Genomic DNA, 25,415 nt, shown 5'->3' with positions numbered 1-25,415 from the left:
AGGGGGATGAGAGGGTGATCAGCCAGGCGGTCGTTGTCGCTGCTCCGGCTGTGAGGCGGGCGGCCGGCCCGGTCCCACGCCGTCAGGCGTCGGCCCGTCGCCAGCGCAGGCGCAACAGGGACTCATCGGCCCCGGCGGCTGTCAGCTCCAGCCGTCCCGGACTGAACCGGACATCGCGCACCAAGGTCGTCCCCACCCACGGTGCGTAGTGACTGGCCTGAATAAGGTGCATGACCGGCCCGTCCGCCTCGCGCTCCCAGCGGCCGGCATACGCCACGGTCCGGCCCACTGTCTCCTGGACGTGGGATGCGACCGGGGCCACATCGGGATCGGCTGTCAGCAGTGCGCTCATCCACCCGTCGGCGGCGTAGAGCAGCACCCCGCTGGGACGCTCCCCGAGCGGACGGACGACCGTCCCCTGACATGTTTCCGAGAAGTCCTCAAGGGCCCATGCTCCGACCAAACTGTCCATGGCTGCCTCGCACACTGCTCCAGTACCGTCGGCCCGGCCGCGCAGGCACCGTCACAGCACCACGGTGACGCCCCAGCGGCCGGGCCGAGTGGCCGGCTCCTGCCACCCACACAGAGCAGTTAACCCGCGACCGCGGCACCGGCTCTTGGTCCCCGGAACACAAAAGTCCGCTTACTTTGGGCTGACAGCGCCCATGTGACCAGCGCCGATCCGCAACCTGCGCTTTGACATCCGAAGCGTCGATGCGCTCCGCGCCGCGCATCGCCATCAGGTGCTCGTGGCGCTCGCTGGGCAGGTCTTGTGAGGTCATCATTTGCCGCCTCGCAACAGGCGAGCCGCTTCGTCGGTGGATACAGGGTCCAGGAACGGCAGGATGCGGGACAGGCCGTGGAGGGTGTCGACGCCGGCGGCCGCCACGATGACGGTGATGGGGAGCCGCTCGACGAAGAGCTCGACCAGCCAGGTGGACCTGACGCGGCCCATGAGCATGAGCATGAGCAGAGGATGCCCCCCCGGTTCTGCCAGTATCGGACGTACCGCTTGGCCTCTCATCCTGCAGTCCAGATCTACCGAGGTGTGTCGTGACCAGGATCCACCGCACGATAGTCGGTCTGTGGACGACGAAATGAAAAGAGGTGCCCGCTGACCTGGGATGATGGGAGTTCGTACGCCCTCATCAGTCCCACGAAGCAAGGCACCTCGTAAGTGAGGGTCTCCCATAGTCCGGCGACGCTGTTCGCCGCGTTCGACGACCCGGACCTGATCGCGCATGCCGGGCTGATCCCGACGATCCGGCTGGCCGAGCGGTGCGGTCTGCCCCGGTTGATGGCCGAGAAGGTGAAACTCACCGGCGCGAAGAACGGTGCCGGTACGGCGGCCGACGCGAAGGCCCTGTCGATCGTGGGCGGCATGATCGCCGGGGCCGACAGCATCGAGGACCTGGACGTGCACCGGCACGGTGGCCTGTCCCGCCTGTTCGGCGGGGTGCGTGCGCCGTCCACGCTCGGCACGTTCCTGCGCGCTTTCACCTGGGGGGCACGTGCGCCAACTCGAGTCCGCAGTGCGGGCGTTCACCTGCACTCTGGCTGCGCACACCGGTCTGGTCCCGAAGCGGGACGAGGTGGTGTTCGTGGACATCGACTCCAAGGTCAAGCAGGTCTACGGGCCGGCCAAGCAGGGCGCCTCCTTCGGCTACACCAAGCAGCGCGGTCTGCACTTCCAGATCGTCACCGTCAAGACCGCAACCTGTGCTCGGGTCATCGTCGCCACCCGGCTGCGCAAGGGCTCGGCAGGCTCCGGCAAGGGGGCGGCGAGCCTGCTGCGCGAGGCTCTGGCCACGGTGCGGGCGGTGGGCAATGGGCATTACCGCGAAGATCATCGTGCGTGCGGACTCGGCGTACTTCTCCCACAAGGTGGTGGACGTGTGCCGAACGGCGGGCGCGCACTTCTCGCTGGCCGTGGCGGTGAAGAAGACGATCCGCGAGTCGATCGCGGGCATGGACGAGTCCGCCTGGACACCGATCAAGTACACGAGCGCGGCGTGGGACGCCGCGGAGGAACGCTGGATCTCCGACGCGGAAATCGCCGAAGCTCCGTTCACCGCGTTCACCAGCAAGAAGAAGGCGTTCCGCACCACCGCCCGACTGATCGTGCGCCGCGTGAAGCGGCTGGCCTCGAAGAGTGTGCCGGAGGGGCAGGCCGAGTTGTTCGGCGTCTGGCGCCACCACGTCATCTTCACCGACAGCCCGTTCGTCCCAGGCCGAACCCATGCGTCGCGAACACGCCCAGGTCGAGCAGGTCTTCGCCGACCTGGAGGCCTCCGCGCTCGCCCATCTTCCGTCGGGGAAGTTCACCGCGAACGCCGCCTGGCTCACCCTGGCCGCCACCGCCTACAACCTCGCCCGGGTCGCCGGCCACCTCGCCTCCACCTTCCACGCCCGGGCCCGCAGCGGCACCATCCGCCGCCACCTGATCCACATCCCGGCCCGGATCGCCACCGGAGCCCGCCGCTTCACTCTGCACCTGCCTCAACGCTGGCCCTGGGCGGACGACTTCGCCGCCCTGTGGACAGCGACAGGACACCGCATGCGCACCTGACCCGGGCGACCGTCCCTGTCCGCCCACGACCCGAAAGAACTCGGAGACCCCGCACCGGACGGCCACCCGGCTCTCACCGCTGCCCGCACACCGAAAGATCACCCTGAACCGCCTGAATACGGTCAACAGAATTCACACGGTGGATCCAGGCTGAGGTGACCTGCCCCGTAATGATGCCGTCGCCACGCGGCTATTGTGCCGCGACCCTGCACCTGGCCATTGACCCCGGCGAGCATGCGCGCCGCCAGCAGACCGGCCTCAAGTACATCAGCGACTCGCACTGCGCGCTGCTGGACACGCTGATGGCCTTCCCCACCGGCGTCCCCGTCTCTGTCGACGCCCTGACCGATCGGCAGCAGGACGACGTACGCCGCGCCCCCGCCGGGATCCTGGACCTGGCCCTCGGCAACGTCACCCGGCACCTTCTCGGACGCGGCAGCGCTGGAGGAGGTTTCTCGGGCGCCGGTGCTCCCTCAAGCACCGGCGCCCACTCACCCCTGCCCGAGGTGGTCTTGATGAACTTTTGGTTCAGCTACGGGTTCTGTTCTGGTGTCAGGGGACGAGGATGAGGCGGATGGGGTCGCCGATCTTGTTCTCCAGCCGGTTGACCGCGTCGGCGGCGTCGGCGAGCGGGATGTGGTCGGTGATGGAGGGGGCCAGGTCGAGGCGGCCGACCTCGGCCAGCCGGACCAGTTCGGTGACGCCTTCGGGGGTGGCGCCGTAGTGGCCGCGCACCTGCTTCATCGTGTAGTTGAAGGTCAGGCCCTCGGTGATGGTGAGGGGCCTGGGGCTGATGCCGACCAGGATGAGGACTCCGCCCAGGCCGAGTGCGGCGGCGGCCTGTTCGCGGACGGCGGGCACGCCGGCGCAGTCGAAGGCGAAGTCCAGGCCCCGTCCGCCGGTGGCCGCGCGGACCTGGTCGGCGAAGTCGGGGGCGGCCGGGTCGAGGGCGAAGTCCGCGCCGAAGGCCAGGGCACGCTCGCGGGCGCTGGGCAGCGGGTCGACGGCGATGATCGGCGCGGCGCCGGCCAGGCGGGCGATGCGTACGTTGTGCGCGCCGACTCCGCCCACGCCCCAGATGCCGACGGACTGGGCGGGACGGACTCCGGCGGTGGCGACGACGGCGGCGTAGGGGGTGGAGACCGCGTCGGGGATGATCGCGGCCTGGTCGAAGGGGAGGTTGTCGGGGATGGGGATGAGGGTCTCCTCGGGGGTGACCATGTACTGGGCCCAGCCGCCGTCGTAGTCGATGCCGGCGGTGCGCATCTGGCTGCAGGGGCGGCGGCGCACGCAGCCGGCGCACTGGCCGCAGCTCTTGCCGGCCTCCAGGGTGACGCGGGTGCCGACGGTCAGGCCGCGCTTGAGGCCGGGACCGAGGGTGTGGATCACACCGGAAACCTCATGCCCGACGGTGACCGTGTCGGAGTCCAGGAAGAGCGGAGGAAGGGAGCCGTCGAGCAGGTGGACGTCCGAGAGGCAGACGCCGGCGGCCTTGACCTCGATGAGGACCTCGCCCGGGCCGGGCACGGGGACGGGGACCTCCTCCACAGCGAACTTCTTGCTGTCCAGGTGGAAGCGTCCGGCGAGCATGGTGTCCATGGTGCTCTGCTTTCTGTGAGCGGCACTCCGGCGTTCGGGCCGATGGGTGCCGTGTGGTGCCTCGTGGATGAGTGGTGGCCGGGAGGGGTGCGGGGTGTCAGGACCGCCGCACCCTCCCGGCGTCTGAGGGTCAGGCGAAGACGTCCTGCTGGTAGCGCTCGTCCGCTTCCAGCTGGGCGAGCCACTGCTGGGCGGCCTCGTCGTCGCTGCCGGTGTACTTGCGGTAGATGGCGGCGAGCGCCTCGCGCACGGCGGGTGCCATGCGGCGGCCGTCGCCGCAGACGTAGATGTACGCGCCGTCCTGGATGGCCTGCCACACGGTGTCGGCCGCACCTACGATGGCGTCCTGGACGAACCGGGCCGGGTGGCCGGTCACCGCGGAGAAGGCGGTGTGCACCTGGGCGATCCCGGACTGCTCCCAGTCCTGCATCTCCTGGCCGTAGAAGTAGTCGTGCTCCGGGTGGCGGCAGCCGACGAAGACCTGGGACAGGCCCACCTGGGTGCCGTTCGCGTGCTGGTGGGCACGCTCCTCCAGGAAGCCGCGCAGCGGCGCGATGCCGGTGCCGGGACCGATGAGGACCAGCGGCGTGGCGGGGTCGGCCGGCGGCGCGAAGGTCGGGGAGGGCACACGCACGTAGCCGTAGAACACGTCACCGGGATTGAGGCCTGCGATGTAGGCGGAGCAGGTGCCGCGGTACCGGCCGTCGCCGGACAGGGCCGGACCTTCCAGCAGACCCACGGTCAGCCGCACGTGCCGCGGATTGGCCAGCGGGGCGGAGGAGATGGAGTAGAACCGCGGGCGGATCGGGCCCATCATCTCCAGGAAGACCGCCAGCGGCAGTTCGACCGCCGGGAAGCGCTCCAGCAGGTTGAGCACGGAGACCCGCTTGCCCAGGACCTCGCTCTGGTAAGCCTCTTCGGCCTCGGCGGTATCAGCGACGTAGGCCTGCAGCTGCGGTCGGGTCCACGGGCACTCGGTGTGCTCGGCCAGCGTCTGGATCTGGGCGCGGGTGGCCACGTCCTGCAGTTCCAGGAACTCGGTGAGCAGGATCCCTGCGGAGACGGGGACGCCGACCGGCAGGTGGGTGCGGCCGCCGGCGGGCTGGTCCAGGCGCAGCACCTGGTTGGACTCGACGCCGAGCCGCGTCAGCGCACGGTTGACCAGGGCCCGTTCGTTCTTGGCAAAGACGGCCAAGTGGTTGCCGGTGTCATAGGTGACGCCGTCCGGGAGCTCGATGGTGATGGACTTCGCGGCCGGGCGCGGGGGCTCGATGCTGAAGTCCCACAGGCCGGTCGCGTCGGCCACGAGTTCCTCGTTGGCCACGACCCTGAGGGGGTAGGCCTGCTCGGAGACTATCGCCGGGCGCACGTCGGCCTCGGTGAGCAGCTGCACCTGGTAGCGCGGGCCGCTGGCCTGGGAGGTGTCGGCGGCGTACTCCTCGGCCAGGGTGGCCCACAGGGTGTTCATCCAGCGGGAGGCCATGCCGTCGAAGTCACCGGCCGCGTCCGCGATGCCCCGCTCGACCACCGGGGTGGCGCCGGCGGCCAGCAGCGCCTCCTCGATCCGGGTGGGGAAGGCCTGGTAGGTGGCCACCCACTGGGTGTTGCCGGCGCCCAGCAGCGCGAACCGAACGTTGGACAGCGAGCCCTCCGGGAGTCCGGCGGCGATCAGCTCGTCGAAACGCTGCGCGTTGTCCGGGGCCTTGCCGTTGTAGCTGGCGGCGACGACCACGAGGAGGCCCTCGGTGGGCAGGTTGTCGCCCAGCTCGTCCAGGCTCGTCAGCGTGGTGCCGAAGCCGGAGCGCTCACTGCGGTCGGCGATCGTGCGCGCCAGGTCCTCGCAGCTGCCCAGGCTGGAGCCGTAGGCGACGGTCAGGTTCACCCCGACGCCGCTGACCGCGGCCTGCTGCTGCTCGTCGTCGCTCTGCAGGTCCGCGACGCCGAACACGGTCCGCTGGTGCTCCTGACGGCGACGGACGAGCAGGTCGAAGCCGCCGGGCTTTTGGGTCAGCGCCTCCTTGACGTCCATCTTGTAGTCGCTCATGTCGGCGAACTTGAACTTCTGCAGCACCAGCGCAAGGGCCAGACGAGCCTCGGTGAGCGCGAACTGCCGGCCGATGCAGGCACGTCGGCCGTTACCGAACGGCTTGTAGGCGTGCTGGTGGTGCTGGGCGCGGTTCTCCGGCAGCCACCGGTCGATGTCGAACTCGTACGGCCGGTCCCACGCCTTGGGGTGCCTGTGCAGCGGACCCATCAGCAGGTTGGTCTTCGTCCCTGCCTTCAGCTCATAGCGGCCGCCGATGACGGTGTCCTCCAGCGGCGCCTTCATGATCATCGGGATGGGAGCCCACAGGCGCAGGGTCTCCTCCAGGATCCGCGGGATCACGTCCATCTGCATGATCGTGTCGTAGTCCGGGACCGTGTCGCCCGGCAGCAGCCGGTCCACCTCGGCGTAGGCCTGGGCCAGCACGTGCGGGTTGCGCATCAGCGAGTACGTCGCGAACGACAGCAGACCACTGGTCGTCTCGTGACCGGCGATCAGGAACGTCAGCACCTGGTCACGGACGTTCTCGTCGTCCAGCGGCTTGCCGGTCTCCGGGTCGGTGGCCTCCAGCATCAGACCCAGCAGGTCGCCCTCACCGGTGCCCTTCCCCTCACGACGCTCCTTGATCACGCTCTCGACCAGGTCCCGCATCAGCTGGATGTTCTCGCGGTACTTCTTGTCGTCGTCCTTGCGGAGCGCGGTCATGCTCGGCAGTTCCTGCGCGCGCCGCATCGACTCCACCAGCGCCTCCAGCAGCGCCCGGAGGAAGGGGTGCAGCTCTTCCTTCTCGAAGGAGTCGAACCGGTAGCCGAACCCCGACAGGGCGATCGTGTCCAGGGTCAGCCGGGTGTAGTCATCGGTGATGTGGACCGACTCGCCCTCCTTACGATCCCACTTGCCCACCAGGTTCTGGGCGATCTCCAGCATCTGCCCGTAGTAGCCCTTCATGGCCCGCTGGCTGAAGGCCGGCATGAGGATCCGGTGCGCCATGCCCCAGATCTCACCGTCGTCCTCCTCATGGGCCGTGAACAGGCCGGTGCCGGTGTAGTCCCGGACATGGGTCAGCGGCGCGAAGATCGGCTTCCCGAAACGGGTCTCGTCGGAGACCTCGGCCACCAGGTCCGGGTCGTAGACGAAGAGGTTCTCCTGGCCCCCGACCTCGATGCTGAAGACGCCCTCGGGGAACTGCTCGGACTGCTTCACGAAGTACGCGGACGGGTTGGTGTCGGGGATCTGCGCGTCGCTCAGGATCGGGATGCCGCCCGGGGACGTGGCACGGCGGTCGCTCACGGGTTGCGTGGTCATGGACTTGCTCCTTTGTGCAGAGAGAGGGGAGGGGCAAGGGCACCGGTCGGGTTACGTGGGAACGCCGCTGGTGCAACGGCATTCCCCCTCATGTGAGACAGATTGACTCACAGAGCGCCTATGAGTCAACTTGTCTCAGAGTGACCTGCGCCACACCGGTTCAGTTCACACGCGTGCAGTGATCGGATCGGTGGCACCCGCACCGGACCGCGAGCCGATCGGCTCGCGCCGACAGGTCCGGCCGACTACCGCCGAAGCGGTCGGGGAACCCAGGGGTGACAGGACCTCGCAGCTCTGCACCGCCGGGTTCCTCCGCGCCGATGACGAGTGCCTCGGTGATCTCGGGGAGGCGTTCGACGACGTCGTGAATGTCGGCACTGCCCAGGCGCACGCCGTTGCGGTTGAGGGTGGCGTCGGAGCGGCCGTGGACGATCACCGAGCCGTGCGAGGTGAGGGTGATCCAGTCGCCGTGCCGCCACACACCGGGGTAGGCGCCGAAGTAGGCGCAGCGGTAGCGGCTGCAGTGACAGCACCCGCACCACTGTGGGCGCCCGGCGCTCCCGCGGACAGCTGCCGAAAGACGTGCCGACTTCGACCGCAGCCGACTGATCGTCAACTGTTCAGGGCGCCGCAGAATTCCAGGAGCGCCGAATTCACCTCGCCGGGGCGTTCCTCGGCGATCCAGTGGCCGCAGCCGGGCAGGATGTGCGCCGGTCCGACGGTCGGGTGGAGCGTGGGCAGGGCGGGAAGGAGTTGGTCCATCCCCGGGAACCCGTAGACCAGGTCCCGATCGCCGGTGAGGTAGCGGCCGGGCATCTGGTACTGCGCGCCGTCCCATGGGGCGGTCAGCTGCCAATTGCGGTCGAAGTTGCGGTACCAGTTGAGGGCGCTGGTGAACCCGGCTTCGGTGAACTCCGTCGCGAGTGTGTCGATGTCGGCCTCGGTGAGCCAGGCGGGAAGTTCCTCGGGGTCCTCGAAGAGGTCCAGGAATCCCTTGCCCGGTGGGACGAGCGGCTCGACCGGCGGGTCGCTGTGCGGGTTGTCGCCGCAGAGGCCGTACATCACGCGACGGATGGTGGCGTGCGGGTCCTTCGCGAGCTCGGCGTCCGCGACGCCGGGGGTCTGGAAGTAGTTCCAGTAGAACTGGCCGCCGAACAGCTCGCGCATCGCCTGCAGCGGAGGAACCGGACCGCGCTGCGGCGGCGGGACACTGAGGCCCACGACCCCCCGGACGACGTCGGGCCGCATCAGCGCGGTGGACCAGGCGACCATGCCGCCCAGGTCGTGGCCGACGACCACGGCCTGCTGTGCGCCGAGTTCGCGGATCAGGCCGATGACGTCGCCGACGAGGTGCAGGATGGTGTATTCCTCAACCGCGGCGGGCCGGTCGCTGCGGGCGTAACCGCGCTGGTCAACGGCGACGACGTGGTATCCGGCCCCGGCCAGAGGCGTGAACTGGTGGCGCCAGTTGTACCAGCATTCGGGAAAGCCGTGGAGCAGGAGAACCAGGGGTCCTTCACCCTCCTCCGCGATGTGCAGCCGACGCCCTCCAACCGTGACGGTGCGGTGCTCGACCATGGTCACACACCCCTTCCAGGCGGGTTCGTCCGTAACTCACGCTACTCGCGGGTCACACCGACAGCCGAGTGATCGCCCACCGTGGTCGCGGGACCGTTGCTCAGTTTGACGCGCACCGCCACGCCGGCAGGCATCGCATTCCCACGATCAGGCTGTGACCCGGCCGGCAGCGGAAGGGCCTGCGCCGCCGGCAGGTGCCCTGTTGCCGGTGCTCTCGCTGCCCAAGCGGTTCTACGGGGGGCTCGCCGGGCCACCGATTCATGGCACACCACCGAAGGGTGCGTCTGCCCTTCTCGTCCCCACCACATCCACCGGCCGCAGGCTGTGATGGACAGCCGGGTCGCCGGTGGTCGTCCCTTGTTCAGCGGTCTGACGATGCCTCCGGAGCGGCGGCACCCCTCGGCCATGCGTTCACCATGCGTTCACGGCATGGGGACGGAACATTCCGGCCCCAAGGCCCCGATTCGCACTTCGGGACCAAAGGACGTAATAATGATAAAAACCTCATGTATGAGGCTTTTGACCCACGAGGAGCTCGTCCATGCCTGCAGTTCTGATCCACGGCGTCCCCGACACCCACCGTGTGTGGGACGGTGTGCGCCGGCACCTGAGCCGAAGTGACGTCGAGGCCTGGGACCTGCCCGGCTTCGGCGCGCCGCGGCCGCAAGACTTCGGCTCCACCAAAGAGGAGTACGTCGATTGGCTCATCGATCGGCTGGAGCAAGTCGGCGAGCCGGTGGATCTGGTCGGCCATGACTGGGGCTGCATTCTCGCCGCGCGCGTCGCTTCGATACGGCCGGACCTGGTTCGTACGTGGGCCGGCAGCAGCGCTCCGGTCAGTGCTCGGTACGGCTGGCATCCGCTGGCCAAGATCTGGCAGGACCCGGTCGAGGGCAACCGGTTCATGAACGAGCTTGACCCAGCGTCCTTCGCCAAGGACCTGAGCAAACTCGATGTCCCGGCTGACGTGGCCGAGGAAATGGTCCGTCGCGTGGACGGGTCGATGAGGGACAGCATCCTCAATCTGTACCGCTCCGCCGTGACGGTGGGCGCGGAATGGGAACCGGAACTGGCGAACGTGTGCGCGCCGTCCCTGGTCCTCTGGGGGACGCTCGACCCGGCCTGTCCGATCGCGTTCGCCGATGAACTCGGCCAAGCTGTGCGAGCGTCCCGGGTCGTCAAACTCGACTGCAGCCACTGGACGTTGATCCAGAAGCCGGCCGAGGTCGCCGCAGCCCTTGAGGCGCACTGGAATGCCTGAGGAGCTGTTGTCTTTCCGGCGTGATGAGTGCGTTTTCTCCGATGAGGCATGGGCTCGGTGATTCCGTGGGAGTGGTGGGCTGTCGTGTCGTCGATCCCGGGGGAGGCCGCGGATGTCGTGGGCCGTCGTACTGCCGGAGCAGCACGAACTCGCCGCGCGCCGTCGAGTCGAGGGGCTGCGTGGGGAACCCGGCCGCATCCGAGCCGAGCTGGACGCGGCCGAGCGGGGATGAAAGGAGTGGGCGATCGCCCACGAGGCCCTCGCCTCACCGAGTCCTGATAGCGCGCCCACCCTGAGGTGAATTTGTGATCTTCGTGATGACCGTTGCTGATCAGAATGCATCCTCATCGATTTCGGGTGCGGGCTTGCTGTCAATCTGCGCATTGCTCTTCACCATCGCCTCGTTCTGGTGGCTCAACGCCAGACAGGGGCGCCTGCAGTCGTGGGAGCCTCAGTCCTTTGCGGCGATTGTCCACGGCTCCACGGTTCGCCTGCGGCTTCCGCTCGTCCTTCACAACACTGGTGTCAAGCCGATCGTCGTGCAGGATCTCAGGCTGAGCTTCCCTGATGACCCCGCCTCCCATCTGCCACTCCTGTGGACGGGTTCACGATCTCGTCTCCAACCCGAGCCGGACGAGGACCCGGAGTTGCCGACCGGATTCGTCGTGGCCGGCAGAGAAGCGCAACAACTCTTCCTCGAGTTCGAGGCACCGTTTTCTTGGTTGGTTCCGGAGCACCGTGACTACAAGGTCCAAATCCAAGTGAGGGTGGGCCACCGCAAGGGGTGGTGCTCGCTTCTGACCTTCACCTTGAGGACCAACAACATCATTCATCCCGACCGGTACACCGTCTACAACAACGCCCCTCTCGAACTGACCAAGGAAGACTGCAAAAAGGCAGACGCTGCGCTCCTGGAGCTGTTGGAGGGGCAGGAGAAGGGCGCTTCCGCCAAGAGCGCGACCAAGCGGCGAGACTCTTGGAACGACGAGGGCAACGCCGATATGGACCTGTAGGCCGTGAGGATGGTGCTGAGCTCGGCCAAAGCGCACCGTGTCGACACCCGCCCGCTGACGCCGGAGCCGCCGATCCTGCTGGGTCGCCCTCAAGGCGCCGCCGGGTCACGTCTGCCCGCTGTCGTGCTTCGGCTCACGGCCTGGCCCCGGGTTTCGGGTGCCGACCAGTCCCGGAATGAGCACGGCGGCCACGGCAAGGTGCATCAGAGCCGGCGATGCGCGGGTTCCGAGGTTCTCCTTTCCTGGGCTGGAGCCGGAGGTGAAGGCACCGGATTATGCGTGCCGCGCCGGGCCTGCGGGCACACGGTCTGGGAAGACGGGGGTGCCGGGTACCCCGATGTCAGCGGAACTGCAGGCGGGCCTGGTTCGGGATGTCGCCGAACCCGCCGCTGTGGAAGTCGCGGAAGGCCTGCTCGATTTCGCTCGCGCTGTTCATGACGAACGGGCCCCCCATCGTGACGGGCTGACCGATCGGCTCACCGCTGTAGACCATGACCACGCTGTGCTCGTCGCCGTCGGCGGCCTCAAGCGCGATGCTCGAGAGCGAAGCCTGGGGAAGGGGGTCGGACCAGGCGATCTCCCCTGCGCGCACGGGACGCCCGGCGACCGTCACCCTGCCGGACAGGACGTAGACGAAGGCACGATCCCGGCCGGGCAGCAGATGATCCAGGCGTCGGCCGGGCTCAAGGGTGATCACCGCTCCGGAGATGGGCCAGTTGTTCAGTGCGGGGCCTTGGACGCCGCCGGCCTCGCCCGAAATGAGGTCGATGCGGGCGCCGTCCGTCTCGATGACGGGTCGACCGTCGGCCAGCAGGTCCTGGTAACGGGTGTCGACCATCTTCATCTCGCCGGGCAGGTTCACCCACAGCTGCAGGATGTGCGCCCGTTCGTTGCGGAAGGCGAGCTCGCGATGGATGATTCCGCGCCCTGCGGTCATCCACTGCACGTCTCCAGTGGTCAGCGCGCCAACATGACCGATGTTGTCACCGTGCTCCAGGACGCCGTCGAGGACCAGTGTGACCGTCTCGAGACCGCGGTGGGGATGCCATTCGAAGCCCGGCGAGGAGAACCAGTCCTCGCTCAGCAGCAGGAACGGATCCGTGAGTTCCGGCCTCATGGGTGTGATGACCACGTTCCTGTCGTCGACCTGCGTGTCCCCTCCGAAATGCATCTTCCTCTCGACGCGGACGACGCTGCGCTCCGCTGCGCCTTGCCGGGCTTCCATGACCTACGTCCCTCCGGAACCACCATCGAGTTGATGTGTCACCTCAACAGTACTCAGTCGAGTAGACATGTCAACTCAAAGGTATGCTGGGGCCATGGAGCGGCACGGATTGAGCGAGCGCGAATTGCGCGCCTGGCGGGCGTTCATTCAGATGCAGGAGGTTCTGCGGTCACGTATCGAACAGCAGCTCCAGGCGGGCAGCGGCCTGTCAAACGCTGATTACTCGGTACTTGTCGCCCTGTCGGAAGCACCGGGCGGGCGCTTGCGTGCCTATGAGCTCAGCGATGAGCTGGGCTGGGAGAAGAGCCGCCTCCACCACCAGCTCACCCGCATGTGCAAGCGCGGCCTGGTGGAGCGCCAGAGCGGCGCGTCACGCGCCATGTATGCGGCGCTCACGCCAGAAGGACGCACAGCCTTGGAAGAAGCAGCCCCCAGCCATGCCCAGGAGGTGCGGCGCCTGGTCATCGACCGTCTCACAGCAGAGCAGATCGACCATCTCGCCGAGATCTCCAGCGCCATCCTTGACCATCTGCACACGGATCACCCGGCTGTCGGCGGCTGACTCTGCAACGGGTTACGCGCTGACGGTGCTGATGATGCCGCTGACCAAGTTCGTCTCCCCCACCGATCCCGTCTGGCTGTCCACCCTCGATGCCCTCGGCAACGAACTCGTCTCCGACTCCCTGGTCTGGCGCTACGACCCCGAGGCAAGCCTCGAAGGCGATGAAGGCACGTTCTCCATCTGCTCCTTCTGGTACGTCGAGGCCCTCACCCGCGCCGGACGACTGGACGAAGCCCGCCTGGCCTTCGAGAAGATGCTCACCTACGCCAACCATGTCGGCCTGTACGCCGAGGAGATCAGCCACGCCGGTGAGCAACTGGGCAACTTCCCCCAGGCGTTCACCCACCTCGCCCTCATCAGCGCGGCCTTCAACCTCGACCGTGCCCTGGGCTGACGGGCGGCCCGGCCGGCGACGTCCCTGGAGCAGTCGCCGTGCGAGCCTCCGATCTCCGGCTGATGCCGGAAGCCTAGAATGCCGTGCTCCGCGGGCCGCGCCAGCTGCCGTCCACCCGTGAGGCCTGTCGTGGGTCATGGCGTCCTCAGGATTGCACCAGAGATCGCGGCACCTTGATAGTGCGTGAGCGCAGCCATTCGCCGAGTGCTTTGGCCTGCGAGTCCAGGCGCAGTGTCGAGGTGGCGCCGGTCCCGAGCAACCCTCGGACGAGGAAGTTGACCGCGCCCAGGTTGGGGAGTTCGTGGCGCGAGATCTCCAGGGCGCGTGTTTCGGGAAGAAGGCGTCGCAGTTCGTCGATGGTGAGGGTGGACCTGAGCCAGTCCCATGCCGCACGGTCGCGTACCCAGACGCCGAGATTCGCGTCGCCGCCCTTGTCGCCGGAGCGGGCGTGCACGATCTCACCGAGTGGGGCGACGACGAGTTCGTCCGCCCGCGGCGCAGGCACCGATGGCGCGAGCGCCGGCTCGGCCTGCGGCACTACCTCGCCACCGGCGCCGTCCGGGTTGCCGGGGGCGATGATCTCGCTCGTGCCGTCGTAGTGGTGGACCGTGTGCTGGAGCGTCCGCTGGTCGAGCAGTGCGGGCCAGTAGACACCGAACGCGGACCCCGGTTGCGGAGGGCCGAGGGAGTACAGCCCGGGGTAGCTGGACAGGGCCAGCTCGATCACGCGCGACGAGAAGGCGCGCCCGGCGGCCTGCTGCGTCCCCTGCACGGTGATCCTGAGCAGCTCGGTTCCCGCGTTCTGGGTGTCGGGATCGGGTTGAGCCCGCCCGATGCGCTCGACGGCGACCGCGGCGAGCCCGCCGGCGGCCTCGCCGTAGCGGTGGACGAATCGCTCCACGAGGGCGGCCTTCGCGTCGAGGTCCGTGCCGGTGAGCGCCAGGATCACGCTGTTCGTCCAGCCTCCCACCCCCGTGATCGCGACCTTGGTCGTCCTGGGTGGCGACGAGCCTCGCACGCCGCTGATCCGGACGCGGTCCTCGCCGAGGTCTGTCAGCGTGGCGGTGTCCAGGTGGGCGGTCACGTCGGGGTTGAGATAGGCGGGTTCACCGATCTCGTAGAGCAGTTGGGCGGTGACCGTGTCCTGGGTGACCACGCCGCCGGTGCCCGGGTTCTTGGTGATCACCGAGGAGCCGTCGGCGGCGATCTCGGCGATCGGGAACCCTGGCTCCACGAGGTCGGGGACGGAACGGAACCCGGAGAAGTTGCCGCCGGTCGCCTGAGGCCCGCACTCGATGACGTGTCCGGCGGCGACCGCGCCGGCGAGGGCGTCGTGGTCGTCAGGCGTCCACCCCCACCACCAGGCGGCGGGACCGACGACCAGAGAGGCGTCGGTGACGCGGCCGGTGACGACGATGTCGGCGCCGTTGTGGAGGGCGCGCGCGATGCCGAAGCCGCCGAGGTAGGCGTTGGCCGTCAGCGGCTGGTGCGGCCAGTCCGACAGCGGCTGACCACTCGTCAGGTGCGGCAGGTATTGGCCCGCTTGCCGCAGACCGTCGAGGCTGCCGAAGACGTCGTCGCCTTCGATGTGGGAGACCCGCAGGTCGTGACCGTGGCGTGCGATCAGTTCGCGGGTCGCGGCGGCCAGCCCGGCGGGGTTGAGTCCTCCGGCGTTGACGACGAGCCTGATCCTGTTGGCGACGAGGTGCTCGAGCGCCGCGTCCAGGTGCTGCAGGAAGGTGGTCGCAAAGCCCTTCGTGCTGTCCTTGGTGAGCGCCTTCCCGAGGATCAGCATCGTGACCTCGGCGAGGTAGTCACCGGTGAGGACATCGATGCCGCCCGCTCGGGCCATGTCTGCCATGGCCGAGGCGCGGTCGCCGTAGAAGCCGGAGCAGTTCCCGACGCGGAGGGGGCGCAGGCCCCGTTCTGATGCTGACGTCATGCCAAATCTTCCGGTGTAGAGGAGCGAAGACCGCCGGCGTTCTCTCCCTCGGCCCTGCTGACCCGTACCGTCCCTTCGAACCCCACCTCGCCGGAGGGGTGTTCCTCGGCGAGCTCGAGGGTCATGCTGTCGCCCTCGATGTGGGTCACCCGCGCGGTGTAGGCCAGGTTGGCGGGCACGCAGACGGGCTTGCGCAGGCGGTAGGCGACCTTCGTCACGCGCCACTTGGGGCCGAGAGCCTCGGTGACACAGCGCAGGGCGAGCGCCGCTCGCAGGTGGGAGTGCACCACGAGACCGCCGTGGCCCTCCTCGCGTGCGTAGGGCTCGTCGAAGTGGATGCGGTGGGGGTTCCAGGTGACCGCGCTGTAGCGGAACAGCTGAAAGGCCGTGGCCGTGTGCTTGAGCCGTGGGAGCGTGTCCCCGACCTGGTAGTTGATGGACACTACGACTCCTGCAAGGGGTTGCGCAGTACGACGGTGCGCCGGTTGCGGTTGAGGACGGCACCCTGGGCGGACGTGAACGTGTGGAGGGTGGTGACGAACACGCAGGTGCCGGCGCGGGTCTGTTTGGGAGTGACCGCCTCGAGGGTGGTTTCGAGCATGACCTCCGTGCCCGCGGTCACGGGACTGACCAACTCCATCTCTTCGCCGGCGCCCATGGCGCGCAGCCCGAGGTCGCCGTCACCGAGGGGTGTGTCACCGCCGAGGGGTGTCCCGTCGGGCTGGAGCTGGGCCTCGGGAGTGCCGATGCCCCACTCCACGATCGCGGCGAGCATGTTCGGTGGCGCCACGACGTCCGCGTACCCGGCCGAACGTGCGGCTGCGGCGTCGTAGTGGACCGGGTCCGCGGCGCCGATGGTCAGTGCGTAGCGGCCGATGCTCACCGCGTCCAGCGTGCCGAGGCTCCGGCGCGAGAGGACAGCTCCGGTCCGCGGGTGGGTCTGGTCGTAGTACTCCGCCAGCGGAGTACCGGGTTCAGGTGTGAACATGCCTGGGATCCTCATCATTGATCTGGGTGCCGGCTTCGCCTGCGGCCTCCGCGTGGCGGGCAAGCTCCGCGAGAACCTCCCGCGTCGACTCGCCCAGCGGCGGGGCGGCCCGCAGCGGGCCCACCGGCGAGTCGCTGAGCCTCAGAGGGCATCCCGCAACCGGCACCCGGCCCCTGGCCGGGTGCTCGACGTACTGGATCATGCCGCGCTGGATCAGGTGCTCGTCGGAGTCGACCTCGCGGATCGACTTGACCGGCGCGCAGGGCACACCGGCTGCCTGCAGGTCCCGCACCAGCTCCGCACGCGTCCGCGTCCTGGTGCGGGAAGAGACCTCCTCGTCGACCGCGTCGATGTGGGCGACCCGGTCCTTCTGCGTGCGGAACCTGGGGTCGTCGATCAGCTCGGGCCGGCCCAGTGCGGTTGCCACGCCGCGCCAGTGCCGCTCGGCGATGCAGATGATCGCCAGCCATCCGTCGCTCGCCTCGTAGATGTTGTACGGCGCGATCGCCATGCCCGTATGCCGGTTCCCGGTGCGCTCGGGGAGCTCTCGGCCGGGGTTGTTGTGCAGGCCGCCCAGGCTGGATGCGAGCATCGGGTAGACGGTGTCGTGCATCGAGACCTCGACGATCTGCCCCCGTCCCGTGCGCTCGCGCTGGAACAGGGCCGCGCTGATCGCCCCGAACAGGTGGATGCCGCCGGAGAAGTCGACGAACGCGGCTCCGGCCTTGGTCGGCGGCCCGTCGGCCTCCCCGGTGGCCGAGGCGCTTCCGGACATCGCCTGCACGGTGATGTCCATGGCCGACATGTGGGCGTAGGGGCCGGTGGACCCGTAGCCCTTGCCGGAGGCCACCACCAGACGCGGGTTGTGTTCGAGGAGCCGCGCCGGGCTGAGCTGGAGGCGCTCCATCGTGCCCGGCGCGTAGTTCTCGATGAGTACGTCGGCGGTCTCGACCAGGTCGAGCAGCGCCTGGCGACCGGCGTCGGTCTTCAGGTCGAGCATCACACTCCGCTTGTGGGAGTTGAGCATCACGAACTCGTGGGACTCGATCGGCTCGTGCGAGCGGAAGCGCAGTGGCTCACCGCCGGGTGGCTCGACCTTGATGACGTCGGCGCCCAGTTGTGCGAACAGGAGCCCGCAGTAGGGGCCGTTGTAGATCTGGCCCAGTTCCAGGACCCGGATGCCGTCGAACGCCGGTCGCATGGCTGCTCCCCTGCCGATCAGGACTTGATCACGCCGGCGGCGCCGCCGTGGATGTAGCCGACCGGTCCGGTGCCCTGCGCCGCCGCCGCGGTCTCGGTCAGGTGCTGGAGGGTCACCGCGTCCATGACCGAGTGGAAGGTGCCGTCCTCCTTGAAGCTGACCTGCGCACCCTCGATCCAGGCCAGGGCAACGGTGTCCTCGGTGTTGTCCTCGGGGGTGTAGAAGGTGTGCACCGAGCCGCCGGGCTCGTACAGGTAGGAGCCCGCCGTCTGCGGCTGGTCGGGGTACTCGTGGTACAGCCAGCGGCCCTGGATCGTCCACACCTGAGCCGTACCGGTGTGGTAGTGGATCGGCAGCTCGACACCGGGTGCCAAGGTGGACAGGAAAACCCACTCTCCGCGCTCGGGGTCCAGGCGCAGCGTCTGGATGTGAATGCCGGGGGCGACAAGATCCTTGAACAGCGGGATCTGGTCGATGTTGACGGTCAGCAACTCACCCTGCGGCAGGGAGACGAGCGGCAGCGGGGCACCGCTGCGGGTGGTGGCCACGACGGGAGAGACAGATGCGGTCATGTTTTCGGGCCTTTCGTTGCGAGTGTGGACCTTCCGGGACATGCGAGGTGGTGCGTAGGGGTGCATGGAGGGGCGTACGTATTTCCGTACGGTGAACCGGATTTCCGGATGGCTGGGACGCTACGGCGACCCACGCCTCCCTGACAAGGCTTGTGCACGGACTTTTGGCGGACAGGGCGGTGCTAGCATCAGCCGCATGCCTGTCCGCCCGCATCGCACGGTCGATCGAGTGATCGGGATCCTCGAAGCCGTGGCCATGAACCCGCGGGGAGTGACGCTGGCTGAGCTGGCAGCCGCCCTGGACGCGGCGAAGAGCTCCGTTCAGGAGCTGACCAACGGACTTCTCGCCCGCGGCTACCTCATCGAGGACGACCGCCGGTTCCACCTCGGACCAGGGCCCTTCATCGTCGCCGCTCGCGCGAACAAGCTGGCCGCGCTGTCTCTCGATCACCAGTTCCTGGTCGAGCTCAGCGAAGTCCTCCGCTGCACCGTCCTGGTCGGGGTGCGCGTCGGCGACGCCCTCGTCTACGCCGACCATGCGGGGCAGGAGTCGCCCAGCCTGACTTTCGTCGCGCGCACCCACGCACGTCGCCCCCTCTTCACGACCGCTGCCGGCAAGACTCTGCTCGCCAGCGTCCCCGACGAGGAGATGTACCGGCTCCTGGAGCTGGCCGGTGCGGAACAGGCAGGAGAGGTCCGGCAGTTCCTCGCCGAGCTCCCCGAGATCCGCTCCCGCCGACTCGCCTTCAACCGCGGAGTCACGTTCAAGGACGCCTTCGCCGTGGCCACGCCCCTGTTGGCAGCCGACGGCAGTCCGATAGCGGCGATCACCGCGGCCGTCGACCCCGCGGAGGCGGATCGTCTCGACGACGTCGGCGAGGAGCTCAAGAAGGCAGTCGCCGTTCTCGGCCCCCGGTACGGGCTCAACCACGCCTGATCCCCCCGTCGGCGAGCACCCGGCTGTCGCCCTCCGGTGATGTCCAGCCGTCGCGGCAGCCGCCGCCCGCCGCACCCTCATCCGCGCGGCCAACTCCCCTGTCGGTTCCGCGCTCACCAAGAAACCTTGTGAACTGACCGTCCGCACAAGACCGTGGGCGCCGGTGCTCCCTCAAGCACCGGCGCCCACTCACCCCTGCCCGAGGTGGTCTTGATGAACTTTTGGCTCAGCTACGGGTTCTGTTCGGGTGTCAGGGGACGAGGATGAGGCGGATCGGGTCGCCGATCTTGTTCTCCAGCCGGTTGACCGCGTCGGCGGCCTCGGCGAACGGGATGTGGTCAGTGATGGAGGGGGCCAGGTCGAGACGGCCGACTTCGGCCAGCCGGACCAGCTCGGTGACGGACTCGGGGGTGCCGCCGTAGTGGCCGCGCACCTGCTTGCCGAGGTAGTTGAAGGTCAGACCCTCGGTGATGGTGAGGGGCCTGGGGCTGATGCCGACCAGGATGAGGACTCCGCCCAGGCCGAGTGCGGCGGCGGCCTGTTCGCGGACGGCGGGCACGCCGGCGCAGTCGAAGGCGAAGTCCAGGCCCCGTCCGCCGGTGGCCGCGCGGACCTGGTCGGCGAAGTCGGGGGCGGCCGGGTCGAGGGCGAAGTCCGCGCCGAAGGCCAGGGCACGCTCGCGGGCGCTGGGCAGCGGGTCGACGGCGATGATCGGCGCGGCGCCGGCCAGGCGGGCGATGCGTACGTTGTGCGCGCCGACTCCGCCCACGCCCCAGATGCCGACGGACTGGGCGGGACGGACTCCGGCGGTGGCGACGACGGCGGCGTAGGGGGTGGAGACCGCGTCGGGGATGATCGCGGCCTGGTCGAAGGGGAGGTTGTCGGGGATGGGGATGAGGGTCTCCTCGGGGGTGACCATGTACTGGGCCCAGCCGCCGTCGTAGTCGATGCCGGCGGTGCGCATCTGGCTGCAGGGGCGGCGGCGCACGCAGCCGGCGCACTGGCCGCAGCTCTTGCCGGCCTCCAGGGTGACGCGGGTGCCGACGGTCAGGCCGCGCTTGAGGCCGGGACCGAGGGTGTGGATCACACCGGAAACCTCATGCCCGACGGTGACCGTGTCGGAGTCCAGGAAGAGCGGAGGAAGGGAGCCGTCGAGCAGGTGGACGTCCGAGAGGCAGACGCCGGCGGCCTTGACCTCGATGAGGACCTCGCCCGGGCCGGGCACGGGGACGGGGACCTCCTCCACAGCGAACTTCTTGCTGTCCAGGTGGAAGCGTCCGGCGAGCATGGTGTCCATGGTGCTCTGCTTTCTGTGAGCGGCACTCCGGCGTTCGGGCCGATGGGTGCCGTGTGGTGCCTCGTGGATGAGTGGTGGCCGGGAGGGGTGCGGGGTGTCAGGACCGCCGCACCCTCCCGGCGTCTGAGGGTCAGGCGAAGACGTCCTGCTGGTAGCGCTCGTCCGCTTCCAGCTGGGCGAGCCACTGCTGGGCGGCCTCGTCGTCGCTGCCGGTGTACTTGCGGTAGATGGCGGCGAGCGCCTCGCGCACGGCGGGTGCCATGCGGCGGCCGTCGCCGCAGACGTAGATGTACGCGCCGTCCTGGATGGCCTGCCACACGGTGTCGGCCGCACCTACGATGGCGTCCTGGACGAACCGGGCCGGGTGGCCGGTCACCGCGGAGAAGGCGGTGTGCACCTGGGCGATCCCGGACTGCTCCCAGTCCTGCATCTCCTGGCCGTAGAAGTAGTCGTGCTCCGGGTGGCGGCAGCCGACGAAGACCTGGGACAGGCCCACCTGGGTGCCGTTCGCGTGCTGGTGGGCACGCTCCTCCAGGAAGCCGCGCAGCGGCGCGATGCCGGTGCCGGGACCGATGAGGACCAGCGGCGTGGCGGGGTCGGCCGGCGGCGCGAAGGTCGGGGAGGGCACACGCACGTAGCCGTAGAACACGTCACCGGGATTGAGGCCTGCGATGTAGGCGGAGCAGGTGCCGCGGTACCGGCCGTCGCCGGACAGGGCCGGACCTTCCAGCAGACCCACGGTCAGCCGCACGTGCCGCGGATTGGCCAGCGGGGCGGAGGAGATGGAGTAGAACCGCGGGCGGATCGGGCCCATCATCTCCAGGAACACCGCCAGCGGCAGCTCGACCGCCGGGAAGCGCTCCAGCAGGTTGAGCACGGAGACCCGCTTGCCCAGGACCTCGCTCTGGTAAGCCTCCTCGGCCTCGGCGGTGTCGGCCGTGTAGGCCTCCAGCTGCGGCCGGGTCCACGGGCACTCGGTATACCCGGCCAGCGTCTGGATCTGCAAGCGGGTGGCCACGTCCTGCAGCTCCACGAACTCGGTGAACAGCAGACCCGCGGTGACGGGAGTGCCCACCGGGAGGTGCGTGCGGCCGCCGGCGGGCTGGTCCAGGCGCAGCACCTGGTTGGACTCGACGCCGAGCCGCGTCAGCGCACGGTTGACCAGGGCCGGTTCGTTCTTGGCAAAGACGGCCAAGTGGTTGCCGGTGTCATAGGTGACACCGTCGGGGAGTTCGATGGTGATGGACTTCGCGGCCGGGCGCGGCGGCTCGATGCTGAAGTCCCACAGCCCGGTCGCGTCGCTGACCAGCTCCTCGTTGGCGACCACGGTGAGGGGGTAGGCCTGCTCGGAGACGATCGCGGGACGCACCTCCGCCTCGGTCAGCAGCTGCACCTCGAAGCGCGGCCCGGTGGTTTCGGAGGTGTCGGCGGCGTACTCCTCGGCCAGCGTGGCCCACAGGGTGTCCATCCAGCGGGAGGCCATGCCGTCGAAGTCACCGGCGGCGTCCGCGATGCCGCGCTCGATGACGCGGGTGGCGCCGGCGGCCAGCAGGCCTGCCTCGATCCGCTTGGGGAAGCCCTGGTAGGTGGCCACCCACTGGGTGTTGCCGGCACCCAGCAGCGCGAACCGAACGTTGGACAGCGAGCCCTCCGGGAGTCCGGCGGCGATCAGCTCGTCGAAACGCTGCGCGTTGTCCGGGGCCTTGCCGTTGTAGCTGGAAGCCACGACGACGAGCAGGCCCTCGGTGGGCAGGTTGTCGCCCAGCTCGTCCAGGCTCGTCAGCGTGGTGCCGAAGCCGGAGCGCTCACTGCGGTCGGCGATCGTGCGCGCCAGATCCTCGCAGGAGCCAAGGCTGGAGCCGTAGGCGACGGTCAGGTTCACCCCCACACCGCTGACCGCGGCCTGCGCCCGCGTGTCGTCGCTCTGCAGGTCCACTGCGCCGAAAACGGTCCGCTCGTGCTCCTGACGGGCCCGCACGTTCAGTTCGAAGCCGCCGGGCTTGCGGGTCAGCGCCTCCTTGACGTCCATCTTGTAGTCGCTCATGTCGGCGAACTTGAACTTCTGCAGCACCAGCGCAAGGGCCAGACGAGCCTCGGTGAGCGCGAACTGCCGGCCGATGCAGGCACGTACGCCGTTGCCGAACGGCTTGTAGGCGTGCGGGTGGTGGTTGACCCGGTTCTCCGGCAGCCACCGGTTGATGTCGAACTCCTCCGGCCGGTCCCAGGCCTTGGGGTGGGTGTGCAGCGGACCCTCAAGGATGTTGACCCGCGCTCCCTTCTTCAGCCCGTAGCAGCCGCCGATGACGGTGTCCTCCAGCGGGGACTTGCCGATCATCGGGATGGGAGCCCACAGGCGCAGGGTCTCCTCCAGGATCCGCGGGATCACGTCCATCTGCATGATCGTGTCGTAGTCCGGGACCGTGTCACCCGGCAGCAGCCGGTCCACCTCGGCGTAGGCCTGGGCCAGGATGTGCGGGTTGCGCATCAGCGAGTACGTGGCGAACGACAGCAGACCACTGGTGGTCTCGTGACCGGCGATCAGGAACGTCAGCACCTGGTCACGGACGTTGTCGTCGTCCAGCGGCTTGCCGGTCTCCGGGTCGGTGGCCTCCAGCATCAGGCCCAGCAGGTCGTCCTCACCGGTGCCCTTCCCCTCGCGGCGCTCCTTGATCACACTCTCGACCAGGTCCCGCATCAGCTGGATGTTCCCGCGGTACTTCTTGTCATCGGCCTTGCGCATCTTGGTCATCATCGGCAGCTCCTGCGAGCGCCGCATCGACTCGATCAGGGCCTCCAGCAGCGCGTTGAGGAAGGGGTGCAACTCCTCCTTGGCGAAGGAGTCGAACCGGTAACCGAACCCCGTCAGGGCGATGGTGTCCAGGGTCAGCCGGGTGTAGTCGTCGGTGATGTTGACCGGCTGGCCCTCCTTGCGCTCCCACTTGCCCACCAGGTTCTGGGCGATCTCCAGCATCTGCCCGTAGTAGCCCTTCATCGCCCGCTGGCTGAAGGCCGGGAGGAGGACTCGGTGCGCCATGCCCCATTCCTCCTCGTGCTGGTGGGCCGTGAACAGGGCGGCTCCCGCGTAGTCCCGGACATGGGCCAGCGGCGTCTTGTCGATCTGCTTGAAGAACCGCGTCTCGTCACAGACCTCGGCCACCAGGTCCGGGTCCCAGACGAAGACCTGCTCGATGCCGGCGATCTCCATGCCGTAGAGGCCCTCGGGGAACTGCTTGGACAGCTTGCCGAAGTACTCCACCGGGTTGGTGCTGGGGATCTGCGGCGTGTGGCCGAAGAGCGGGACCCCCCGCGGAGACCGGATGGGCCGCAGGTCGGTCTCGGGCTGTGTGGTCATGGTGGCTCCTTCGAGGGGAAAGGCGGGCAGGGCGCCATTCGGTGTGGCAGGGCGCCGGTACGGCGGCACCCGATTTCCATACGCTGTATGCCTTCAGTGATACCATACGACGTATGGAACCTCAATCGGCAGGCCTGGGGTCGAGAAACAGGTTCGGCTCATCAGGGACGGCGTCGCTCGCGCAGCGGGGTCGCATCAAGATCAGGCGCTTCCGAACGCTCTCCCGGCTGGAGGAGGCGAGGGGCGAGACCGGTCGTCGTCAGCCGGCGGCTTGACAGGGCTTCCCCCGGTGGGTGCAACCCGTGGAGGACACCTACGATCCGCGGCGGCGGCTCCGGCGACATTCCGGTGAGCAGCCAATCCCCCTGCCTGCCAGTACGCATCACGGAGGCCAGGTCTGCATCCATGCGCGTTGGCGGCTGACGGCAGCGCCGGAGGAGCAGGCGCGCGTGCCGCCTCGCGGCTGCGCCTCTGATCTCCACGTCGCGCTCGATCGGTCCGGCATCAGTCCGTGAGAGCGGGCAAGCCGGGTTCGCCAAGGTCCCCTCGGCAGGGCATACCTGCGATCTGCTGCCGCAGGCGAGCACACCACGGAAGGGGGGCGGCCGACACGCCTTGCCTGGTTCTATGCCTGCACGCGTTCAGGCGGCAGTGCACTGAAGCCGCTGCTCGAGCGCCTTGCCGCACTCCTCGAGCACGGCTTCCAGTCGTGCCTTTTCCCGTTCAAGGCGCGCGCCTTGACGACCTCGTCGCCCACCAAGGCCACCAGTCCGGGACTTGTCCACCGCCCGCCGCCAGTCGGCACCGTTCACTAGCGCGCACAGCACCGCAACCAGCCCCACCGCCGCGAAGCCGGATGAACGGGGGACTGACAAGGTGCCACTATTGCTGCCGACGCTGGTACCATACACCGTATGGCTACTGAACGGAAGCCCCCTCGGGGCACGAGAAAGAGGGACGTACCGCTCACCAAGGACGGCATCTACGCCATGGCGTTGCAGCTCATCGATGCCGACGGGGTCGAGGCGCTCACCATGCGCAAACTCGCGACCGCGCTCGACGCGAACCCGATGTCGCTGTACCACCACGTGCCGAACAAGGACGCCGTGCTGCGCGGCGTGGCCCACCGGGTCGGTTCGCAGTTCAGCGCGGAGGAGCGGGGAGACATCCCCTGGCAGGACCGACTGCGTGAACTGGCCCGGGACTTCCGCGAACTGTCGCACCGTCACCCGAAACTGATGGGGTATTCCTTCACGCGCCCCGACTACGTGCAGCCGGAGGACCCCTTCTGGCAGGCACTGATCAACATCCTGGCCACCGCGAAACTGCCCGAGGAGGAGATTCCGCGCGTCGCCGCGACCCTGGTCGGTGTGTTCACAGGTCTGCTGCTCAGCGAACTGAACGGGGCACTGCAGCGGTGGGCCACTCTGCCACCGGCACCGTCGGGCCCCGACGGGGAAGACGCGCCCCCGCCCTCCAAGGACGTGATCGACACCATGTTCAACTCCACGCTGAACGCCGCGGTCGCCGGAGTGGAGAACCATGTCGCACGAGCCCGCGAGAGGGCGTGACGGAA

Annotated in this window: 22 protein-coding genes and 1 pseudogene; 8 read left to right on the top strand and 15 right to left on the bottom strand. The window is 68.6% G+C overall.

The genetic code is table 11. The annotated features are described in order from the left end of the window. Positions 1–82 precede the first annotated feature (82 nt). The 3 genes from AB5J53_RS44055 to AB5J53_RS44045 form a co-directional block, all read right to left on the bottom strand. Complete coding sequence (locus AB5J53_RS44055; protein ID WP_369251192.1) at positions 83–472, bottom strand: lipocalin-like domain-containing protein; 390 nt, start codon at positions 470–472, stop codon at positions 83–85. Between the two features lie 309 nt (positions 473–781). Then, positions 782–967, bottom strand: coding sequence for a hypothetical protein (locus tag AB5J53_RS44050; RefSeq protein WP_369251191.1), 186 nt, complete (start codon positions 965–967; stop codon positions 782–784). 529 nt (positions 968–1,496) lie between these two features. Continuing rightward, on the bottom strand, positions 1,497–2,108 hold the full coding sequence (locus tag AB5J53_RS44045; protein ID WP_369251190.1) for a hypothetical protein: 612 nt from the start codon (positions 2,106–2,108) through the stop codon (positions 1,497–1,499). A 131-nt stretch (positions 2,109–2,239) separates the two neighbouring features. On the opposite strand from AB5J53_RS44045, the gene AB5J53_RS44040 reads away from it, so the two are divergent. Both AB5J53_RS44040 and AB5J53_RS44035 read left to right on the top strand, forming a co-directional pair. Then, the gene (locus AB5J53_RS44040) at positions 2,240–2,569 is read left to right on the top strand and encodes a transposase (RefSeq protein ID WP_369251189.1); all 330 of its coding nucleotides are present in this window, start codon (positions 2,240–2,242) and stop codon (positions 2,567–2,569) included. A 170-nt stretch (positions 2,570–2,739) separates the two neighbouring features. Further along, positions 2,740–3,138, top strand: a complete 399-nt coding sequence (locus AB5J53_RS44035) for a hypothetical protein (RefSeq protein WP_369251188.1) — start codon at positions 2,740–2,742, stop codon at positions 3,136–3,138. On the opposite strand, the gene AB5J53_RS44030 is transcribed toward AB5J53_RS44035, so the two are convergent. From AB5J53_RS44030 to AB5J53_RS44015, 4 genes and pseudogenes are all read right to left on the bottom strand, one after another. After that, the gene (locus AB5J53_RS44030) at positions 3,122–4,168 is read right to left on the bottom strand and encodes a zinc-binding dehydrogenase (RefSeq protein WP_369251187.1); all 1,047 of its coding nucleotides are present in this window, start codon (positions 4,166–4,168) and stop codon (positions 3,122–3,124) included. The two genes, AB5J53_RS44035 and AB5J53_RS44030, sit on opposite strands and share 17 nt — an antisense overlap. A gap of 130 nt (positions 4,169–4,298) precedes the next feature. After that, positions 4,299–7,517 carry a cytochrome P450 gene (locus AB5J53_RS44025; RefSeq protein ID WP_369251186.1) on the bottom strand — a complete coding sequence of 1,073 codons (3,219 nt, stop codon included), beginning with the start codon at positions 7,515–7,517 and terminating at the stop codon, positions 4,299–4,301. A gap of 304 nt (positions 7,518–7,821) precedes the next feature. After that, positions 7,822–8,037, bottom strand: a pseudogene (locus AB5J53_RS44020) (acetoacetate--CoA ligase); the annotation flags it as partial. 92 nt (positions 8,038–8,129) lie between these two features. After that, entirely contained in the window at positions 8,130–9,095 is a 966-nt protein-coding gene (locus tag AB5J53_RS44015; RefSeq protein WP_369251185.1) for an alpha/beta fold hydrolase, read from the bottom strand. A 541-nt stretch (positions 9,096–9,636) separates the two neighbouring features. On the opposite strand from AB5J53_RS44015, the gene AB5J53_RS44010 reads away from it, so the two are divergent. Then, complete coding sequence (locus tag AB5J53_RS44010) at positions 9,637–10,356, top strand: alpha/beta fold hydrolase (protein WP_369251184.1); 720 nt, start codon at positions 9,637–9,639, stop codon at positions 10,354–10,356. A gap of 305 nt (positions 10,357–10,661) precedes the next feature. Further along, positions 10,662–11,369, top strand: a complete 708-nt coding sequence (locus tag AB5J53_RS44005) for a hypothetical protein (RefSeq protein ID WP_369251183.1) — start codon at positions 10,662–10,664, stop codon at positions 11,367–11,369. Positions 11,370–11,709: 340 nt separating this feature from the next. Here the strand turns inward: AB5J53_RS44005 and AB5J53_RS44000 are convergent, their stop codons facing one another. Continuing rightward, the gene (locus AB5J53_RS44000; RefSeq protein WP_369251182.1) at positions 11,710–12,594 is read right to left on the bottom strand and encodes a pirin family protein; all 885 of its coding nucleotides are present in this window, start codon (positions 12,592–12,594) and stop codon (positions 11,710–11,712) included. 94 nt (positions 12,595–12,688) lie between these two features. Here AB5J53_RS44000 and AB5J53_RS43995 point away from each other — a divergent pair, with 94 nt between their 5' ends. Together AB5J53_RS43995 and AB5J53_RS43990 are read left to right on the top strand one after the other, a co-directional pair. Further along, positions 12,689–13,156, top strand: coding sequence for a MarR family winged helix-turn-helix transcriptional regulator (locus AB5J53_RS43995; protein WP_369251181.1), 468 nt, complete (start codon positions 12,689–12,691; stop codon positions 13,154–13,156). Then, positions 13,116–13,550, top strand: coding sequence for a glycoside hydrolase family 15 protein (locus AB5J53_RS43990; protein ID WP_369251180.1), 435 nt, complete (start codon positions 13,116–13,118; stop codon positions 13,548–13,550). Before AB5J53_RS43995 ends, AB5J53_RS43990 begins: the two co-directional genes overlap by 41 nt. 145 nt (positions 13,551–13,695) lie before the next feature. On the opposite strand, the gene AB5J53_RS43985 is transcribed toward AB5J53_RS43990, so the two are convergent. Genes AB5J53_RS43985 through AB5J53_RS43965 form a run of 5 tightly spaced genes read right to left on the bottom strand, consistent with a single transcriptional unit; the run spans position 13,696 to position 18,253 of the window. Beyond that, positions 13,696–15,492, bottom strand: coding sequence for an acyclic terpene utilization AtuA family protein (locus AB5J53_RS43985; RefSeq protein ID WP_369251179.1), 1,797 nt, complete (start codon positions 15,490–15,492; stop codon positions 13,696–13,698). Beyond that, positions 15,489–15,935, bottom strand: coding sequence for a MaoC/PaaZ C-terminal domain-containing protein (locus AB5J53_RS43980; RefSeq protein WP_369251178.1), 447 nt, complete (start codon positions 15,933–15,935; stop codon positions 15,489–15,491). Before AB5J53_RS43980 ends, AB5J53_RS43985 begins: the two co-directional genes overlap by 4 nt. Further along, positions 15,935–16,480 carry a MaoC family dehydratase N-terminal domain-containing protein gene (locus AB5J53_RS43975; protein ID WP_369251177.1) on the bottom strand — a complete coding sequence of 182 codons (546 nt, stop codon included), beginning with the start codon at positions 16,478–16,480 and terminating at the stop codon, positions 15,935–15,937. The genes AB5J53_RS43980 and AB5J53_RS43975 overlap by 1 nt, the downstream gene beginning before the upstream one ends. Beyond that, positions 16,467–17,681 carry a CaiB/BaiF CoA transferase family protein gene (locus AB5J53_RS43970; RefSeq protein ID WP_369251176.1) on the bottom strand — a complete coding sequence of 405 codons (1,215 nt, stop codon included), beginning with the start codon at positions 17,679–17,681 and terminating at the stop codon, positions 16,467–16,469. The genes AB5J53_RS43975 and AB5J53_RS43970 overlap by 14 nt, the downstream gene beginning before the upstream one ends. Before the next feature lie 17 nt (positions 17,682–17,698). Beyond that, entirely contained in the window at positions 17,699–18,253 is a 555-nt protein-coding gene (locus AB5J53_RS43965; RefSeq protein ID WP_369251175.1) for a 2,4'-dihydroxyacetophenone dioxygenase family protein, read from the bottom strand. 196 nt (positions 18,254–18,449) lie between these two features. Here AB5J53_RS43965 and AB5J53_RS43960 point away from each other — a divergent pair, with 196 nt between their 5' ends. Further along, positions 18,450–19,190, top strand: a complete 741-nt coding sequence (locus tag AB5J53_RS43960; RefSeq protein ID WP_369251174.1) for an IclR family transcriptional regulator — start codon at positions 18,450–18,452, stop codon at positions 19,188–19,190. 250 nt (positions 19,191–19,440) lie between these two features. On the opposite strand, the gene AB5J53_RS43955 is transcribed toward AB5J53_RS43960, so the two are convergent. Beyond that, a complete protein-coding gene (locus tag AB5J53_RS43955; RefSeq protein ID WP_369251173.1) occupies positions 19,441–20,487 on the bottom strand; it encodes a zinc-binding dehydrogenase in 1,047 nt (348 codons plus the stop codon). 130 nt (positions 20,488–20,617) lie between these two features. Beyond that, positions 20,618–23,839, bottom strand: coding sequence for a bifunctional cytochrome P450/NADPH--P450 reductase (locus AB5J53_RS43950; RefSeq protein WP_369251172.1), 3,222 nt, complete (start codon positions 23,837–23,839; stop codon positions 20,618–20,620). A 914-nt stretch (positions 23,840–24,753) separates the two neighbouring features. On the opposite strand from AB5J53_RS43950, the gene AB5J53_RS43945 reads away from it, so the two are divergent. Next, entirely contained in the window at positions 24,754–25,410 is a 657-nt protein-coding gene (locus AB5J53_RS43945; RefSeq protein ID WP_369251171.1) for a TetR/AcrR family transcriptional regulator, read from the top strand. The last annotated feature ends 5 nt before the right edge of the window (positions 25,411–25,415 follow it).

The sequence above is a fragment of the Streptomyces sp. R41 genome (assembly GCF_041053055.1).
Taxonomy (GTDB): domain Bacteria; phylum Actinomycetota; class Actinomycetes; order Streptomycetales; family Streptomycetaceae; genus Streptomyces.
The sequence above is the reverse complement of the archived record's forward strand: the minus strand, read 5'-3'. Positions and strand labels throughout refer to the sequence as shown.

Bases quoted from the DNA above. Each gene is read 5' to 3' on its own strand.
- AB5J53_RS43965 (WP_369251175.1), bottom strand. From the start codon at position 18,253: ATGACCGCATCTGTCTCTCCCGTCGTGGCCACCACCCGCAGCGGTGCC.
- AB5J53_RS44025 (WP_369251186.1), bottom strand. From the start codon at position 7,517: ATGACCACGCAACCCGTGAGCGACCGCCGTGCCACGTCCCCGGGCGGC.
- AB5J53_RS44040 (WP_369251189.1), top strand. From the start codon at position 2,240: ATGCGTCGCGAACACGCCCAGGTCGAGCAGGTCTTCGCCGACCTGGAG.
- AB5J53_RS44050 (WP_369251191.1), bottom strand. From the start codon at position 967: ATGCTCATGCTCATGGGCCGCGTCAGGTCCACCTGGCTGGTCGAGCTC.
- AB5J53_RS43955 (WP_369251173.1), bottom strand. From the start codon at position 20,487: ATGGACACCATGCTCGCCGGACGCTTCCACCTGGACAGCAAGAAGTTC.
- AB5J53_RS43985 (WP_369251179.1), bottom strand. From the start codon at position 15,492: ATGACGTCAGCATCAGAACGGGGCCTGCGCCCCCTCCGCGTCGGGAAC.
- AB5J53_RS43950 (WP_369251172.1), bottom strand. From the start codon at position 23,839: ATGACCACACAGCCCGAGACCGACCTGCGGCCCATCCGGTCTCCGCGG.
- AB5J53_RS44055 (WP_369251192.1), bottom strand. From the start codon at position 472: ATGGACAGTTTGGTCGGAGCATGGGCCCTTGAGGACTTCTCGGAAACA.
- AB5J53_RS44010 (WP_369251184.1), top strand. From the start codon at position 9,637: ATGCCTGCAGTTCTGATCCACGGCGTCCCCGACACCCACCGTGTGTGG.
- AB5J53_RS44030 (WP_369251187.1), bottom strand. From the start codon at position 4,168: ATGGACACCATGCTCGCCGGACGCTTCCACCTGGACAGCAAGAAGTTC.
- AB5J53_RS43995 (WP_369251181.1), top strand. From the start codon at position 12,689: ATGGAGCGGCACGGATTGAGCGAGCGCGAATTGCGCGCCTGGCGGGCG.
- AB5J53_RS43975 (WP_369251177.1), bottom strand. From the start codon at position 16,480: ATGTTCACACCTGAACCCGGTACTCCGCTGGCGGAGTACTACGACCAG.
- AB5J53_RS43970 (WP_369251176.1), bottom strand. From the start codon at position 17,681: ATGCGACCGGCGTTCGACGGCATCCGGGTCCTGGAACTGGGCCAGATC.
- AB5J53_RS44015 (WP_369251185.1), bottom strand. From the start codon at position 9,095: ATGGTCGAGCACCGCACCGTCACGGTTGGAGGGCGTCGGCTGCACATC.
- AB5J53_RS43960 (WP_369251174.1), top strand. From the start codon at position 18,450: ATGCCTGTCCGCCCGCATCGCACGGTCGATCGAGTGATCGGGATCCTC.
- AB5J53_RS44035 (WP_369251188.1), top strand. From the start codon at position 2,740: ATGATGCCGTCGCCACGCGGCTATTGTGCCGCGACCCTGCACCTGGCC.
- AB5J53_RS44000 (WP_369251182.1), bottom strand. From the start codon at position 12,594: ATGGAAGCCCGGCAAGGCGCAGCGGAGCGCAGCGTCGTCCGCGTCGAG.
- AB5J53_RS43945 (WP_369251171.1), top strand. From the start codon at position 24,754: ATGGCTACTGAACGGAAGCCCCCTCGGGGCACGAGAAAGAGGGACGTA.